Source organism: Paraburkholderia lacunae (genome assembly GCF_003353175.1).
Lineage (GTDB): Bacteria > Pseudomonadota > Gammaproteobacteria > Burkholderiales > Burkholderiaceae > Paraburkholderia > Paraburkholderia lacunae.
The window spans coordinates 1-15,184 of sequence record NZ_QHKS01000024.1 but is presented as its reverse complement, the minus strand read 5'-3'; the positions used below and the strand labels follow the sequence as shown (position 1 = coordinate 15,184).

The 15,184-nt window shown below is 61.7% G+C and carries 20 protein-coding genes; 8 read left to right on the top strand and 12 right to left on the bottom strand.

Going from position 1 to position 15,184, the window contains the following annotated elements:
* Positions 1 to 58: 58 nt before the first annotated feature.
* A complete protein-coding gene (locus DLM46_RS28955; protein WP_208866346.1) occupies positions 59 to 991 on the top strand; it encodes a LysR substrate-binding domain-containing protein in 933 nt (310 codons plus the stop codon).
* On the opposite strand, the gene DLM46_RS28950 is transcribed toward DLM46_RS28955, so the two are convergent.
* Entirely contained in the window at positions 988 to 2,121 is a 1,134-nt protein-coding gene (locus tag DLM46_RS28950; protein ID WP_115106253.1) for a 4-hydroxyphenylpyruvate dioxygenase family protein, read from the bottom strand. The two genes, DLM46_RS28955 and DLM46_RS28950, sit on opposite strands and share 4 nt — an antisense overlap.
* 250 nt (positions 2,122 to 2,371) lie before the next feature.
* On the bottom strand, positions 2,372 to 3,361 hold the full coding sequence (gene pcaQ / locus DLM46_RS28945) for a pca operon transcription factor PcaQ (protein WP_115106250.1): 990 nt from the start codon (positions 3,359 to 3,361) through the stop codon (positions 2,372 to 2,374).
* Positions 3,362 to 3,468: 107 nt separating this feature from the next.
* Here pcaQ and pcaH point away from each other — a divergent pair, with 107 nt between their 5' ends.
* The gene (gene pcaH, locus DLM46_RS28940) at positions 3,469 to 4,173 is read left to right on the top strand and encodes a protocatechuate 3,4-dioxygenase subunit beta (RefSeq protein WP_115106248.1); all 705 of its coding nucleotides are present in this window, start codon (positions 3,469 to 3,471) and stop codon (positions 4,171 to 4,173) included.
* A 3-nt stretch (positions 4,174 to 4,176) separates the two neighbouring features.
* Entirely contained in the window at positions 4,177 to 4,764 is a 588-nt protein-coding gene (pcaG, locus tag DLM46_RS28935) for a protocatechuate 3,4-dioxygenase subunit alpha (protein ID WP_115106245.1), read from the top strand.
* A gap of 148 nt (positions 4,765 to 4,912) precedes the next feature.
* Here the strand turns inward: pcaG and DLM46_RS28930 are convergent, their stop codons facing one another.
* From DLM46_RS28930 to DLM46_RS28905, 6 genes are all read right to left on the bottom strand, one after another.
* Positions 4,913 to 5,191, bottom strand: coding sequence for a DUF971 domain-containing protein (locus tag DLM46_RS28930; RefSeq protein ID WP_115106243.1), 279 nt, complete (start codon positions 5,189 to 5,191; stop codon positions 4,913 to 4,915).
* On the bottom strand, positions 5,188 to 6,186 hold the full coding sequence (locus DLM46_RS28925) for a HEAT repeat domain-containing protein (protein ID WP_115106240.1): 999 nt from the start codon (positions 6,184 to 6,186) through the stop codon (positions 5,188 to 5,190). The genes DLM46_RS28930 and DLM46_RS28925 overlap by 4 nt, the downstream gene beginning before the upstream one ends.
* Before the next feature lie 16 nt (positions 6,187 to 6,202).
* The gene (locus DLM46_RS28920) at positions 6,203 to 6,448 is read right to left on the bottom strand and encodes a 4Fe-4S dicluster domain-containing protein (RefSeq protein ID WP_115106238.1); all 246 of its coding nucleotides are present in this window, start codon (positions 6,446 to 6,448) and stop codon (positions 6,203 to 6,205) included.
* A 9-nt stretch (positions 6,449 to 6,457) separates the two neighbouring features.
* Positions 6,458 to 8,191 (bottom strand): fumarate reductase/succinate dehydrogenase flavoprotein subunit, encoded by a 1,734-nt coding sequence (locus DLM46_RS28915; RefSeq protein ID WP_115106235.1) that lies wholly within the window; start codon positions 8,189 to 8,191, stop codon positions 6,458 to 6,460.
* A complete protein-coding gene (locus DLM46_RS28910) occupies positions 8,188 to 8,967 on the bottom strand; it encodes a GntR family transcriptional regulator (protein ID WP_115106232.1) in 780 nt (259 codons plus the stop codon). Before DLM46_RS28910 ends, DLM46_RS28915 begins: the two co-directional genes overlap by 4 nt.
* Before the next feature lie 224 nt (positions 8,968 to 9,191).
* Positions 9,192 to 9,455: an H-NS family nucleoid-associated regulatory protein gene (locus DLM46_RS28905; protein WP_115106230.1), complete on the bottom strand. Its 264-nt coding sequence runs from the start codon at positions 9,453 to 9,455 to the stop codon at positions 9,192 to 9,194.
* Positions 9,456 to 9,547: 92 nt separating this feature from the next.
* On the opposite strand from DLM46_RS28905, the gene DLM46_RS28900 reads away from it, so the two are divergent.
* The 4 genes from DLM46_RS28900 (at position 9,548) to DLM46_RS28885 (ending at position 11,509) form a co-directional block, all read left to right on the top strand.
* Positions 9,548 to 9,745, top strand: coding sequence for a hypothetical protein (locus tag DLM46_RS28900; RefSeq protein ID WP_133300389.1), 198 nt, complete (start codon positions 9,548 to 9,550; stop codon positions 9,743 to 9,745).
* Between the two features lie 127 nt (positions 9,746 to 9,872).
* Positions 9,873 to 10,508, top strand: coding sequence for a LysE family translocator (locus tag DLM46_RS28895; protein ID WP_115106226.1), 636 nt, complete (start codon positions 9,873 to 9,875; stop codon positions 10,506 to 10,508).
* 294 nt (positions 10,509 to 10,802) lie between these two features.
* Positions 10,803 to 11,006 carry a cold-shock protein gene (locus tag DLM46_RS28890; RefSeq protein ID WP_012428559.1) on the top strand — a complete coding sequence of 68 codons (204 nt, stop codon included), beginning with the start codon at positions 10,803 to 10,805 and terminating at the stop codon, positions 11,004 to 11,006.
* Between the two features lie 278 nt (positions 11,007 to 11,284).
* Complete coding sequence (locus DLM46_RS28885; RefSeq protein WP_115106223.1) at positions 11,285 to 11,509, top strand: hypothetical protein; 225 nt, start codon at positions 11,285 to 11,287, stop codon at positions 11,507 to 11,509.
* Between the two features lie 77 nt (positions 11,510 to 11,586).
* Here the strand turns inward: DLM46_RS28885 and DLM46_RS28880 are convergent, their stop codons facing one another.
* On the bottom strand, positions 11,587 to 13,218 hold the full coding sequence (locus DLM46_RS28880) for an acyl-CoA synthetase (RefSeq protein WP_115106221.1): 1,632 nt from the start codon (positions 13,216 to 13,218) through the stop codon (positions 11,587 to 11,589).
* 187 nt (positions 13,219 to 13,405) lie between these two features.
* Between DLM46_RS28880 and DLM46_RS28875 the strand changes: the two genes are divergently transcribed.
* Entirely contained in the window at positions 13,406 to 14,152 is a 747-nt protein-coding gene (locus DLM46_RS28875; RefSeq protein ID WP_115106219.1) for a Crp/Fnr family transcriptional regulator, read from the top strand.
* Between the two features lie 140 nt (positions 14,153 to 14,292).
* Here the strand turns inward: DLM46_RS28875 and DLM46_RS41015 are convergent, their stop codons facing one another.
* The 3 genes from DLM46_RS41015 to DLM46_RS28865 form a co-directional block, all read right to left on the bottom strand.
* On the bottom strand, positions 14,293 to 14,424 hold the full coding sequence (locus tag DLM46_RS41015; RefSeq protein ID WP_279635236.1) for a hypothetical protein: 132 nt from the start codon (positions 14,422 to 14,424) through the stop codon (positions 14,293 to 14,295).
* A gap of 20 nt (positions 14,425 to 14,444) precedes the next feature.
* The gene (locus DLM46_RS28870) at positions 14,445 to 14,798 is read right to left on the bottom strand and encodes a transposase (RefSeq protein WP_115106216.1); all 354 of its coding nucleotides are present in this window, start codon (positions 14,796 to 14,798) and stop codon (positions 14,445 to 14,447) included.
* A 31-nt stretch (positions 14,799 to 14,829) separates the two neighbouring features.
* Positions 14,830 to 15,184 (bottom strand): transposase (locus DLM46_RS28865; RefSeq protein ID WP_208866345.1); only part of this gene is annotated, 355 nt, incomplete at its 5' end.

Below are 15,184 nucleotides of genomic sequence, written 5' to 3'. Positions count from 1 at the left end.
TCGCCGGCCTCGCGTAAAGCGAGATAAAATCGCCACTTGATGCGTTTTTGGAATCAACGTGCGAAAGTTCAAGATCCCCAACATGGGCGCGCTGCTGGCTTTCGAGGCCGCCGCGCGGCACGAAAGCTTCACGCATGCGGCGCGTGAGTTGTCCCTCACCGAGAGCGCGGTGTCCCGGCAAATCAATACGCTGGAGAGCAATCTCGGCGTGCGGCTGTTCGTGCGGGTCAAACAGCGCGTCGTGCTGACGAAGGCGGGCAAGGTCTATAGCGCGCAGGTGCGGCGCTCGCTGGAACAACTCGACCGCGACACGCTGTCGATCATCGCGCACGGCAGCGGCGGCGGTTATCTGGAACTGGCGGTGCTGCCGACTTTCGCGTCGCAATGGCTGATTCCGCGGCTGGCGGCATTCAACGCGCAGTACCCCGACGTGCGGGTCAACATGGGCGTGCGCACCGGCACCTTCCCTTTCGCGGACACGCATTTCGAAGCGGCGATTCACTACGGCAAACCGACATGGCCGGGCACGTCGGCGGATTTTCTGTTTCGCGAAGAAGTGGTGCCGGTGTGCGCGGCGAGTCTGCTGACGCAGCCGCTCGAGTCAGCCGCCGATCTGCTCGGCTATCCGCTGCTGCACTCCACTACTCGTCCGGACGGCTGGGCGTCGTGGTTCGCCAAGCTGGGCGTGGAAGACAACCGGACCATGCAAGGGGTCCGCTACGAGCTGCACACCATGCTGATCAGCGCCGCCGCGGCCGGCCTCGGCATCGCGCTGGTGCCGCGCTTTTTCGTCGACGCGCAACTCGAGCAGCTTGGACTCGTCATACCGCTCGACGCACCGGCGGTCGCGGACTCGGCGTATTACCTCGTCTATCCGACCGAATTGAGCCACGGCAAACCGCTTGCCAGCTTCCGTGAATGGCTCTTGCAAGAAGCGGCCAGCTACAGCGCGGTGAATCCCGAACTGGCCGGCCAGAGCGATGCCGATTAGGCGCCGGTAGCCTGGCGCGCCTGCGCGAGGGCGCTCAGATTACCTTCGCCGAAACCGTGGTGGCCCTGCCGTTGCACGATCTCGAAGAAGATTTCCCCCGCGCGACGCCGCACAAAAGTCTGGAAAAACAGCAGCGGTACGCCGTCGGGTCCGATCTCGCCGTCCACCAGAACGTGCGTGCGCCTGAGCCGTTCGATGTCGAGCCCGTGGCCCGGCAGACGCGCATCCAGTTGCTCGTAGTAACGCGGCGGCGGCTCGACGAATTCGACGCCGTTCGCCAGCAATTGCTCGACGCACGCAAAGATATCGTCGGTGGCGAGCGCGATGTGCTGCACACCTTCGCCCGGATGATCCGGCAGATACTCGTGCATCAGATTCGTGCGGCGCGTGCCTTCTTCATACAACGGAATGCGGATCGCGCCGCACGGCGACACCATCACGCGCGATTCCGCCGACACATGCCAGTTCGCGTGCAGTTCGTGAATCTCGCGGAAATTCAGCAGATCGCGATAGAAGTCGAGCCATTCCTGCATCCGGCCCGCGCCGACCGTTTGCGTCAGATGATCGACCGCCACGAGGCCGATGCCCGCATGGCTCAAGTCGGCGTGCGCGGTGTCGATCTCGATCGGCCGGAAGTCGATATCGAAGATCGAGATGTCGCCGAGGCCGCCGCGCTGGCCGCCACGGCCGCGCCAGCGGTCGACGAAATAGATGTGCGAATCGCCGATGCCCTGGATCGCCGGGATCAGCAGTTCGCCCGCGCCGATCCTCTCGCCTTCGAACGCCCATGCGCCGAGTTCGATCGCGCGGTCGAACGCGCGCTGCGCGTCGGCCACGCGGATGCCGATCGCGCAGATGCCCACGCCGTATTCTTCGGCGTAGCGCGCGGCGAACGAGTCCGGCTCGGCGTTGAGCAGAAAGTGCATCTCGCCCTGGCGATACAGCGTGACGTCCTTGCTGATATGGCGCGCAATCGCCTTGAAGCCGAGTTGCGTGAACGTCTCGCTGAGCACCTGCGGCTCGCGCGCGGCGAACTCCACGAATTCGAGGCCCGCGGTGCCGAGCGGATTGTGCTCAGGAACCGACACGGCGCGCAGCGCGGCCTCCGGGGTGGGCAAGTCGCTGGGCATGGCATTCTCCTTGTACAGTCTTTCGACGCTTTTGCAGATGTCCGGTGCGGGCCGTCATACGCGTGCAACGCGGCAGTGCGGTCGTGGTGTGCCGCAACGACACGCTCAGCGACGGCTTTCGCACCGTGTTTGTACACCGTGTAGCAGGGCGTTCGCAACCTGCATTTTGTACTGAATGGTTCATGGCACCATCGCGCCGGAATCGCCACGGAATCGCGCCGGAACCACCCCGCGACCATCAAGGGGCGTTTCAGCGCGCCTTACGGCTGCGCCTCGGCGCAGGCTTGCCGCCGGACTTATCCGCAGCGGCGCTCATCCGCTGACGCGCCACCTCGCGCACCGCGTCGATCAGCGCCCGGCCCACCGGCGACGGCTGCGTGTCCGAACGCCGGATCAAGCCGACCGGTTCGTCGGTGCCGGCGAACGGCAATGGCAGACGCACCAGCATACCGCGCGCCAGTTCGTATTCGACCGCGCTCAGCGGCACGAACCAGACCGCGTCGTTTTCGAGCGTCAACGCGCGCCCCGTGGACACCGACAGCACCTCGACATACGCCGACAACGGCGGCACGCCCCACGCGCTCAACAGGCTCTCAGCCGATTGCCGGATCAGCGTGCCCAACGGCGGCAGCACCACTGGAAAATCTTCCAGCGAAGCGGCCGGCAAGCCGGAACTCGTTGCCAGCGGATGCCCGGCGCGTACGACGGCAATCAGCGGCTCGCTGAAGAGTTGCTCAAAACTGAGCCCAACCATACGCTCCGGATCCGCCAGACGTCCAATCGCAAATTCGATCGCACCGGCTTTCAGACGCTCCAGCAATTCAGGGTTGGCGCCGGTCGCTAGACGCACGATCACGCGCGGCCACTGCCCGGCAAAGAGCTTGAGCACGGGCGGAATCAGCGCAGCCGCGACGGTCGGCAGGACGCCGATTTCCAGCGTGGCCGCGGCAGCGCCTTCCGCGCGCGCCAGCAAGTCGACGCCCTGCCGCAATGCCCTGACACAAGCGCTCGCATGCGGCATGAAGAGCTGCCCCTCGCGAGTCGTGACAGCGCCGTGACGGCCGCGCTCGAACAGCTTCACGCCGAGTATCGCTTCCAGTTCGGCGACCGTCTTGGAGACCGCGGGTTGCGTGATCGACAAACTTTCGGCCGCCCGCTGCACGCCGCCGAACTGCGCGACGGCCAGAAAGCACTGGAGATGACGGAATTTGACGCGGCTGTCCGCGAGGCTGCGTTGCATAACGAAAGGTTATACGAAAAGAGCGAAAACGTCATTTTGCATAACTTCTAGGATTGGATAAAGTCGCTGCACACGCTGTATCCCACAATTCCCCGAAGGAGGCACTGATGGACGAGTCTGTTCTCGACGCCCGCGATTTCGCGTCCCACCCGCCCTACATCTATCCCGGCTACGGTTCGTCGGTCAAACGCGGCCCGACGCGCCCGCTGATTCCGCTGAAGGAAAAGCTGCGCGACCAGCGCGTGCCCGTCTACGGTACAGAAGACCTCGGCGCGCTCGATAACGATCTGACGCGCAATGCCGTGCGCAACGGCGAACCGCTCGGCGAGCGCATCATCGTGACAGGGCGGGTGCTCGACGAAGGCGGCCGTCCGGTGCGCAATACGCTGGTCGAAATCTGGCAAGCCAATGCCGCCGGCCGCTACGTGCACAAGAACGATCAGCACGACGCACCGCTCGATCCCAACTTTCTCGGCGCAGGCCGCTGCGTGACCGACAACGACGGCCGCTATCGCTTCCTGACCATCAAACCGGGCGCCTATCCGTGGGGCAATCACCCGAACGCATGGCGTCCGAACCACATTCACTTCTCGCTGTTCGGCGATCATTTCGGCTCGCGCCTCGTCACGCAGATGTACTTCCCCGGCGACCCGCTGCTTGCCTTCGACCCGATCTTCCAGGGCACGCCCGAGCATGCACGCGACCGGTTGATCGCGAACTTTTCGCTCGATACGACGCAAGAGGCCTATGCACTCGGCTACGATTTCGACATCGTGCTGCGCGGCCGCAATGAAACTCCGATGGAGCGCTAAGCCATGACGACTCTCAAGCAAACGCCTTCTCAAACGGTTGGACCTTACTTCGCCTACGGTCTGTGCCCGCAGCAATACGACTTCCCCTTCAAGAGCCTGTTCACGCCCGTTCTGGCTGACCGCGAAGCGGCCGGCGAGCACATCACGATTGTCGGCCAGGTGTTCGACGGCGACGGCAAGGTGGTCGGCGATGCGATGCTGGAAGTGTCGCAAGTGGATGCGCAGGGCCGCTATCCGGAATCGCGCGCTGAAGTCGAGGCAAGCGGTTTTCGCGGCTTCGCCCGGGTCGGCACGGGCACCGATCCGCAATTGCGCTTTGTCGTGGAGACAGTGAAACCCGGTCGTGTGAGCCCGGATGAAGCGCCGCATCTGAATGTGATCGTCACGATGCGCGGCATCCTGCTGCACACCTTCACGCGCATCTATTTCGAGGACGAAGCCGAAGCCAACGAGCGCGACCCCGTACTGGCTTCCGTGCCCGAGGACCGCCGCGGCACGCTGATCGCCCGGCCCGAACCGAAAATGGCGAATGTGTACCGCTTCGACATTCATATGCAGGGCGACGAGGAAACCGTGTTCTTCGACCTGTAACGCGGAATGCCTATGCTTGCATATTGCTTCCGCATACACTGAATACGATCCGTCTGGCGACTGCATCGCGAAACTCCGAGTGAAACTCAAAGCCCGCATCGTGCGGGCTTTTTTTGTGCGCCGGTCGTATTCGATCCGGCTCCATCCATTACGGCAGCGCGGCAAGGTAGGCCCAAGGATAAACGCCTCGATCGTGACCATCGCTGAATACGAGCTGCACGCCGTAGCCCATCGCTTGCACGTCGACAATCGCGATGTCCTTGTCGGGGCGCACCAGCGCTCCTGTCAGCGACAGCCTGCGGCAAAGCGAACACGGACAACGTTCTCTTAGCGTGGCGTTGTCGATGTGTTGGGTTTGCCCGGCGCTCCATGTCAGCGACAGTCGACGCGCGGCCACATCGATCCCAATGCGCTCGGGGACGTTCATCGCCTGGCGCCGGCGATCTGGCTCAGTGCAATCCGCACGGCTTTGCGCACTTCCGGGTCGGCGTCGGCGCCAGCTGTTCGCAGTGCCGGCAACGCCTGCGCGTCGCCGAGTTCGCCGAGCGATAACGCCGCCTCCTTGCGCAAGTTGCTGATCGGGTGTGTCAGCAAACCGGCCACCGCGGCAACGGCTTGCGCATCGCGTAGCTTGCCGAGCGCGCGGACGGCTTGCAGACGCACTTGCCAGTAGTCGTCGCCGAGTGCGGCGATCAGCGCGTCGCGAGCGCTCGACGCGCGCAGTTTGCCGAGCGTCGCCGCCGCTTGTTCGCGGACCTGCCATGCGGCGTCGCGCAATGCGCTCAGCAACGCGGCGACAGTCAGCTCACTTGCTGCGGTCGCGACACCTAGCGCGCCGATCGCCGCGCGCCGTACGTCCGCGTCGGGGTCGTGGGTGGCAAGCGTGGTCAGCGGAGCGAGCGCGCCGGCGTTCTTCAACCAGCCGAGCACGCTGACCGCCTCCAGCCGTACGGCGGCTTCGCCCGCGCCCAAAGCGGCCAGCGCTGGTTCGAGCGCACCGGCACAGCGCAATTCGCGCAAGCCGCGCAGCGCGGCACGGCGCACAAAAGGGTCGGCATGCGAAGTCCACGGTGCGAGCAGCGGCCCGGACTGCGGCTCTTTCAGTTGCGAGAGACTCTGCGCGGCGGCCTCGCGCACCTCGTCCGCGTGGTCGGTCAACGCCGCGCACAACGCCTGAACCACGTCGGCGCGCTCCCATGCGCCCAGCACCTGCGCCGCCTCGGTGCGCACGTCGATGGATATGTCGTCGCGTAACGCGGCGACAATCGGCGCGAGCATGGTTTCGTCTTCGAGATCGGCCAGCGCGAGCAGCGCAATACGGCGCACCGCGGCGTCAGGAGACGCCAAACGCGGCAAGAGTTCGGCGGCTTCCGGATCGAGGGCGTTGGGGTCGAAGGTCAACGGAAGCGAATTGTCGGTCATGAGGTAAGTCCGGCGATTAGCGCAGCAGATAAGGAATGTCGACCCTGACAGCATCGGTCGGGCAATCTTTTTCGCAAGGCATGCAGTACCAGCATTCGTCGAACTTCATATACGCCTTGCCTTTGCTCAGATCGATCGCGAGCAGATCGAGTGGGCATACGTCGACGCAGACCGTGCAGCCCTTGTCGGCGATGCATTTGTCTTCATCGATCGTGACGGGCGCGGCGCTACGCTGGAAAATGTCGTGCGGCGTCGTGGGCATGGCGGCTCCTCAAGCGTCGGCGAGCGCGGGCTCGCCGATACGCAGATTCTGATAAGCGTGGCTGTCCTGATCGTCGAGCGGCACGATGTACGGTTGCACCGCGCGCTTTTCGCTGACCATGCAGCCCGTTTCGTCTTTCCTCAGATGCGTGTGGCAGAACCACTCGGCATCGTTGCGCTGCGGATAGTCGACGCGATGGTGGTACAGCCCCCAACGGCTTTCCGTGCGATATAGCGACGCGCGAGCCGCCATCTCGGCGCAGTCGCGAATCGCCCGGACCTCGGCTGCGCGCATCAGTTCGTGCGGGTTAGCGGCTTTGACTTGATCGATGTCGTCGGCGATTTCGGCGAAACGTTGCAGGCCGATTTCCATCTTGCGCGTAACCTTCGGCGGTTGTAGATAGTCGTTGACCATGCGGCGCAACTTGTATTCGACTTGCGCCGGCGCAAGTCCCGTCTCGCATTCGAGCGGCGCATAGATACGGCGCCACTCCGCCTCGATCTGTTCGTTATCAAGCGGCGCATGCTCGCGGCCAGCGACGTATTGCGCCGCGTTCCGACCCGCGAACCAGCCGTAGGTAAACGCGCCCAGCATGTAATTGTGCGGCACCGCGGCCATATCGCCGGCGGCGTAGAGACCGTCCACCGTGGTTTCGGCTCGCTCATTCACGTAGACGCCGGAAGCGCTATGACCGCTGCAAAAACCGATCTCCGAGATATGCATTTCGATCATCTGCTGTCGATAATCGGTGCCGCGTCCCGCATGAAAACGTCCGCGACTGGGCCGCTCATTCGTGTGCAGGATGTGTTCGATGGTCTGAATGGTTTCTTCGGCGAGATGGTCGAGCTTCAGAAACACGGGTCCGTTACCGCTTTGCAATTCCTGATAGAACTCCCACATCATCTGGCCGCTCCAGTAATCACATTCGATGAAGCGTTCGCCCTTTCCGTTCGCGGTAAAACCGCCGAGCGGCCCCGTCACATACGCGCACGCGGGACCGTTGTAGTCCTTGATCAGCGGATTGATCTGGAAGCACTCGAGGTTCGCGAGCGCGGCCCCGGCGTGATAGGCCATCGCGTAGCCGTCGCCGGCATTCGTGGGATTTTCATAGGTGCCCATCAGATAGCCGGACGACGGCAAACCGAGCCGGCCCGCCGCTCCGCAGCAGAGAATCACCGCTTTCGCGCGCACGATATAAAAATCCGCGGTGCGGCAATCGAAACCCAGCACGCCGCAGGCGCGCCCTTGTGCGTCGGTCAGCACGCGCGTGACGACGATGCGATTGGTGATCGCAATGCGCGCACGTTTGAGCTGCCTGTACAGCACTTTCTTGATGTCGTGACCTTCGGGCATCGGCAGCACATACGAGCCCATGTGATGCACTTTCTTGACCGCGAAGTCGCCGGTGCCGTCCTTTTCGAACTTCACGCCCCAGCGGTCGAGTTCTTCGATGGTCTTGAAGCTGTGTCGCGCGTAGGCATAGACGGCAGCTTGATCGACGATGCCGTCGTTGGCGATGGTGATTTCCCTGGTGTATTGCTCGGGCGTCGCGTGACCTGGGATGACCGCGTTATTCAGACCGTCCATGCCCATCGAAATCGCGCCGCTGCGTTTGACGTTGGCCTTCTCCAGCAGCAAGACCTGCAGATTCGGGTTCTGCTCTTTGGCTTTGACCGCAGCCATCGGACCAGCGGTTCCGCCACCGACGACGACCAGGTCGTACTCGATCACATGCGTATTCATTTCGTCTTCCTTGCGACTTTCTTCTCTTTCTGACGGTCGATGCGAAAGCGATACTGAAACGCATCGCCACGGAAATAGAGGTATTCGTAATCGATCGGCGTACCGTCCACGTCATGCGTGAGGCGTTCGATGCGCAACACCGGGCTGCCCTCTTCAACGTTTAACGCTTCGACGATTTCATCGTCGGCGAGGATGGCGTCGATCGAAACGTCGGCATGGCCGAGCGGCACACCGCAATCGTTCTCGAGGATCAGGAAGATGTCGCGGGTCACGAGGTCCGCGCTTGCCAGGCGTTTGCCCAATGCTTCGGGTACCCAGGTGACTTCGAGCGAAACCGGTTCGCGATTGAGCAGGCGCACACGCTGGATTTCGGCGACTTTCGCACCTTCCGGCAAGCTCAGGCGACTGGCTATTCGCGCGGTGGCCGGAATGAAACGGATATGTTTGAGCAGGTTGACGATTTCGTAGCCCATCGACGACATGGCTTCAGCGAAGCCTTGCAGTGCGCTGACGTTCTGGAAGGCTTTCGGCTTGGCGACGAAGGTGCCCTTACCGTGAAGTTTGAAAACGAGGCCTTCTTTTTGCAGATCGCCCAAGGCTTGCCGCACGGTGATGCGACTGACGCTGAACATTGCGCAGAGGTCGTTTTCGGACGGCATCTGAGTGTGAGCGGCGTACGTGCCGCTCAGAATGCGAGCGCGAAGTTCGGCTTTGATCTGCTCGTAGAGCGGGGGCTTCGATAGGTGGAGCACAATGCCCGCTGGGGATTTCGGCATGCTGTTGCCTTGTTCACTTGTTATGACAAGATGATCCACAGCATAGAGATGGCGCCCTCGCGGGTGAACTAAGTTTTTGTGGTTTGTATTTCTTGTTCGGCGATTTTGAGGTTTTCGCCTTTGGCGGTGCTATGGGCCGTACGCCACCGCCCGCAGGCATACGGACATCAAGCGCAGCGAAGCAACGCAGGAAAACAGCGCGCGGCGCAGACCCAATCGCGCCGTTAGCAACGGAAATGATCGATGTTTTGCCCGGCGTAAATCGCGCGCGCTAGCCAATCCGGTTTATCGCCATAACCGTCCCATGTATTGCCGAAGGCATCGCGATACATCACGGCTTTGGTCGCGGCAGCGTCTCTTTCGATCGCATCTGCGAGTGCTTCCATTGTGATGCCGTATTCGTCCATGCGGCGTCGTATCCACAGGATCAGGCGCTCACGCGCATTCCCGTCGAGGTCGAACAGCCGTTGTTCTTCTCGCTCTTTCATAACGTCCCGGTTTCGCGGCTGATAATGCTCGTGTTCGAGAAACAAAGGCTTCGCTAAACAACGCGAAGCCTTTGCATGAATCGGATGAGTGGGTGCAAATCGAACTCGCGATGCCGCTCCCCGATGCGCGAAATTCGCATCTGGAAATCATGCTCAACAAATCATGGATTCTGGGGAATTCGCCGGCAAGCGGCTCAAACAGCTCAAACGGCTCGAATCGCGCCCTGGTCGCCTCGGTGTTCCGAGGCTGCTTCAGCGTATGGAAGGGAATTCTAGCATCCATTTTGTGACGCCCGCAGTGCAGCCTGCCCGGGGCGGTTGTACAACTCTTAGTGCTATGCGGGAAAGACCCTAACCTCTCCCGATCATGCTATTTTCCAGTGACTCATCGCCTTCAACCGTCGGGGGAAACGCAAAATGTCCGCATCAACCGCCATCGCCACCATTCTGGCCGCATTGCTATTGGGCGCCATGAGCCCCGGACCCAGCTTCGTGATCGTCGCCCGCAATGCCATCGGCCTATCCCGCGGAGACGGCCTCGCAACAGCCGCGGGTATGGGCATCGGCGGCGTATTTTTTAGCGGCATCGCACTGCTCGGCCTCTACACCTTGCTCGCCACGGTCGAGTGGCTATACGTCGGTTTGAAAGTAGCGGGTGGCCTGTATCTGATCTACCTCGCGTCGAAGATCTGGCGCGGCGCCGCCAAACCGCTCGCGTTCGACGGCGCACAAGCCGACGCCACCAATGTGCGCAAATCCTTCTGGATCGGCTTGAGCACACAACTCAGCAATCCGAAGACAGCTGTCTACTACGGCAGCATTTTCGCGGCCCTGCTCCCGCAACATCCCCCGCTGTGGTGCTACTTCGCACTGCCGCCTGCCATATTCGCCATCGAAGCCGGCTGGTACACCGTGGTCGCATTCTGCTTTTCAAGCAAACGGCCGCGCGAAATCTATCTGACATGGAAGGCCTGGATCGATCGCGTCGCGGCGGGCGCGGTTGCGGCGCTCGGATTGCGCCTGATCCTGACGGCACACAAAACGGGCATCTGAAGCATCGTCTGTGTGTCACCGGCTTGTCCCGCCAGACATGACAAGCCGGCAACCAGGGCCACATCGTCGGGCGAGCCGGCGCGTGCAATACGACGTGCGCGGCAAAACAGTTACAAGTTAAATGTTGACGCTGACACGGCCGGGCGGTTACTGTGACGTCCGAAGTTCAAGAAGTTCGATTGCTGTTCATCAATTGCTCGCTCCCTCAGCGGTATTCGTTGTCCTCTCCCTCCTTGATGCTTCACTCGCTCTCAGCAGAGCAAATCTTTCTATTTCTTTTCTCAAGGATTCTTCATGGATACCGGTACCGTTAAGTGGTTCAACGACAGCAAAGGCTTTGGCTTCATCACCCCGGACAAGGGCGGCGACGACCTGTTCGCGCACTTCTCCGAAATCAGCGGCGACGGCTTCAAGACGCTGGCTGAAAATCAGAAGGTGAGCTTCGAAACGAAGCAAGGCCCGAAGGGTCTGCAAGCGGCTAACATCAAGCCGCTGTAAGTTTGAAGGGCTCGGTGTCCGGCAACGGACACCGGGTTGCAGCGACATCCTCGCGGAGCTTTTGTCTCCCACAGTTGGCGCGATCGCTTTTAGCTGCATCGGTTTTCAGCAGCAAGCTCCAAGCGCCAAACGCCTCGTTGCACCTCATTCTCCCTCTGGCTTCAACGCCCTTTTTTCGCTTTCCGACTGCGTTCAGATTCGGCTCGCAATGGCTTGAATCGGCTCGTCCGTGCAGGATTCGCACGGCATGCGCGCACTCGAACATCATTAAAATTAAAATGCAAAACAAACATATTCATCACTACAACGGCTATGCCGTCCAACCCTCGGCGCATCGTTTGCCCGACGGTAGCTTTTCATCCAACCTGCTGCTCGAACGCGCCGACAGTGCGCGTGCCGAAGGGCGCTACCAGTTCTATTCGCTCGACTACTTCGCGAACGAAGAGCAGGCGTTGCAGCACTCGGCACGCTGGGCACGCAACTGGGTCGACACGCGCGGTTAAGCGCGTGTGCCTCCGCGTGTGCCCCCTTTAAGCACGACTTTGCGCGCCATCGGGCGCGCTAGAAAATCACGCGCGATCTATTCGGTTCCTTCCGATTTGATCCGCGCACGCAGCTCGAACTTCTGGATTTTTCCCGTCGACGTCTTCGGCAATTCGCCGAAGCGCACTGCTTTTGGCAGCTTGTATCCCGCAAGAAACAGCCTGCAGTGCGCGATGATCTCTTCCGCGGTGACCTGAGCGCCTTCCTTGAGTTCGACGAAGGCGCACGGCACTTCGCCCCATTTTGGATCGGCCATCGCCACCACGGCGGCCACCGAGACCGCAGGGTGCCGGTACAGCGTGTCTTCGATCTCGATGCTCGAGATGTTCTCGCCCCCCGAAATGATGATGTCCTTGCTGCGATCGCGGATTCGGATATAGCCGTCAGGCATCCGCACGCCCAGATCGCCGGTATGGAACCAGCCGCCGCGGAAGGTCGCTTCCGTGGCGCGCTCGTTCTTCAGATAGCCCTTCATGCAAATGTTGCCGCGGAACATGATTTCACCGAGCGTGTCGCCGTCGTTCGGCACCGGCTCGAGTGTGTCGGGGTCGAGTACCGCCACTGCTGCTTGCAGGTGATAGCGCACGCCTTGCCGTGCAGTCAGTTCGGCGCGCGCGTTGTCGTCGAGCATTTCCCAGTGATCCTGTTTCGCGCAGACCGCGGCCGGCCCATAGGTTTCCGTGAGTCCATACACGTGCGTCAGGTCGAAACCGATCTCCTTCATCTTCGCGATCACCGCGGGCGGCGGCGCCGCACCCGCCACCATCGTCGACACACGATGCGCGATGCCCTCGCGCCACTCAGCCGGCGCATTGGCGAGCGCGCTCTGCACGATCGGCGCGCCGCAATAATGCGTGATGCCTTCGCGGCGAATCAGGTCGAACACCGTCTTCGCATCGAATTTACGCAGACAGACGTTGACGCCGGCACGCGCGGCGACGGTCCACGCGAAACACCAGCCGTTGCAATGAAAGAGCGGCAACGTCCATAGATAGACCGCATGCTTGGGCATGTCCCACTCGAGGATGTTGCTGAGCGCGTTCAGATAGGCGCCGCGATGGTGGTAGACCACGCCCTTCGGATCGCCAGTCGTACCCGAGGTGTAGTTCAGCGCAATGGCGTCCCACTCGTCGGCGGGCGGCAGGCACGCGAACTCAGGGTCGCCGGATTGCAGGAACGCTTCGTAATCGGTCGCGCGGATGAATTTGTCCGCGTCGGCAGGCATAGCGTCGGCTACGCTGATTACCCGCAACGCCGGGAATTCCAGCGCCGCGCGATGTGCAAACTCGCTGTACTCCGTATCGACGATCAGCGCCTTCGCCTCGCCATGCCGCAGCATGAACAGTAAAGACGACACGTCGAGTCGCGTATTCAGCGTATTGAGCACGGCCCCGGCCATCGGCACGCCGAAGTGCGCTTCTATCATCGGAGGAATGTTGGGGAGCAAAGCCGCGACCGTGTCGCCGCGCCCGATACCGGCCTGCTGCAACGCGCTGGCCAGCCGCCGCGTACGCTCGTAGGTCTCGCGCCAGTTACGGCGAATCTCCCCATGGACGACCGCGGGCCGCTCGCCATAGACTTCCGCGGCGCGTACGATGAAATCGAGTGGCGTCAGCGGGACGTAGTTGGCCTCGCGGCGCTCGAGCCCTTCTTCGAACATGTGCTTCATGGCATCGTCTCCTGAGGCGCGGACCGCGCCGTCGGTTATTCTGTTTGATGAACTAGCCTAGCAATTGTCATGCTGAACTGTCTGTCGTTCAAATGACAGAGTGGTACGCCCTGGTCGACCTTGAGCGGCTACATGTTGCCCTCAGTTTCCGCCCTTGCCCTAAACCCGGACACCCCCCGAGCCGCCTATGGACGACGTTCAGCTCACTCCCCTCGCAGGCGCACGCTCGCACCGGCCGGAGCGCGTCGCGCACGCCGACCTGCCGCAACTGTTCGCCACCTGTGCGTGGTTCCGGGCGCTGGCCGACGAACACCAGGCAATGGTCCTCGCCAGTTCGCACGCGCAGCGCCTGGAAGGCGGAGCGTGGATCGCGCGCCGCCAGGAACCGTCGGATTACTGGATCGGTGTGCATTCGGGGCTGATCAAACTCGCCATCTACAACGCTTCCGGACGCAGTTGCACGCTCTCCGGCGTACCGCCCGGCGGCTGGTTCGGCGAAGGCAGCGTCATCAAGCGCGAGTTGCGCAAATATGATGTAGCCGCGATTCAACCCTCGCTCACGATGTTCGTGCCGTCGGCGACGTTCCATGCGCTGCTCGAATCGAGCCTGCCGTTCACCGGCTTCGTGATCCGTCAATTGAATAACCGGATGGGCGAGTTCATCGCATCCATCCAGAATAGCCGGCTGCTGGACGTCGATGCGCGTGTCGCCCAGTCGCTCGCGCAACTGTTCAATCCCGATCTGTACCCCGACACCGGCCGCACGCTGGCCATTTCGCAGGAAGAAGTCGGCCTGCTGGCCGGCGTGTCGCGGCAACGGATCAACCAGGCGCTGCAAAACCTCGAAAAACTGGAAATTTTGCGCCTCTCGTACAACCAGATCGATGTGCTAGACCTCGAGCGTCTGGGCGCGTTCGGCCGGGAGCAGATCTAGGGCGGGCGCGCAGGCACTTTCTCGCTCTTCCAACGGCCGCAAGGGGGCGGCCGTCTCTCATGTCGGCTTGGCATGTCGGCCCTGCGTGTCGGCCTGAATATTGAGCAACGGAATAAAGAATCCGCCGCCACGGCCGGGGCTCACTCGATGAGCAGACCGACCGTCCGCGGCGTGCAGTTTCGGTGTTCAAAGTCGAACAGCAGGCCTGATTGACAGGCGTACTTGCAGCGCCGGTAAACCAAGGCCGCCACCCAGTGACGGCCTTTTTTCATTTGCGATGCACAAGCGGGATTCAGACGGTGCTCGCGCTGCCTTTGCGCGAATCCTGGCGGGTCAACACCGCATCGCTATTGAATAGCGCGAAGGCGATGCTGGCCAGCACACCTGACCTTTTCCAGCGCAAATAGTAGCGATGCGAGGTTTGATAAGGCGGATACCGCTCAGGCAGCGCTTTCCACGCCTTGCCCGTGCGCAGCACCCACAGCACGCTGTCGACCACGCAGCGGATATCGATGCAGGGACGGCCGCGCCGTGGTCCAAGGTCCTTCATTTCAGGCAGCAGCGGCACGATGCGGTGCCATTGCTCGTCGGTCAGATCATGAATGACCGGTGGGCCAGCGAGGAGATTTGAAGCGGAAGTATTCATGCAGTAAGAACGCGCACTTGCAGCACACGTGCTAGTGTCCCGAGTTAGAAATTCGTAGACAAAATCGCTTGACGCTGGCGAGGATGTCGTCGGCCGATTTGGTCCAGTTGAAAGGTCTCGGATCAGTGTTGTTGATCTGGATGTATTGGCGAATAGCCTGTTCGAGTTGCCGGGTGGAGCGATGAGTGCCACGGCGGATGTCTGTCTCGCTGAGCGTGGCAAACCATCGTTCGACCTGGTTAATCCAGGAAGCAGAGGTCGGAGTGAAATGCGCATGGAAACGCGGATGGCGAGCCAGCCAGGTATTGATCGAGGAGGTCTTGTGCGTACCGTAGTTGTCCATCACCAGATGCACGTCCAGTTGGGGTGGCACGTTGGCCTCGATG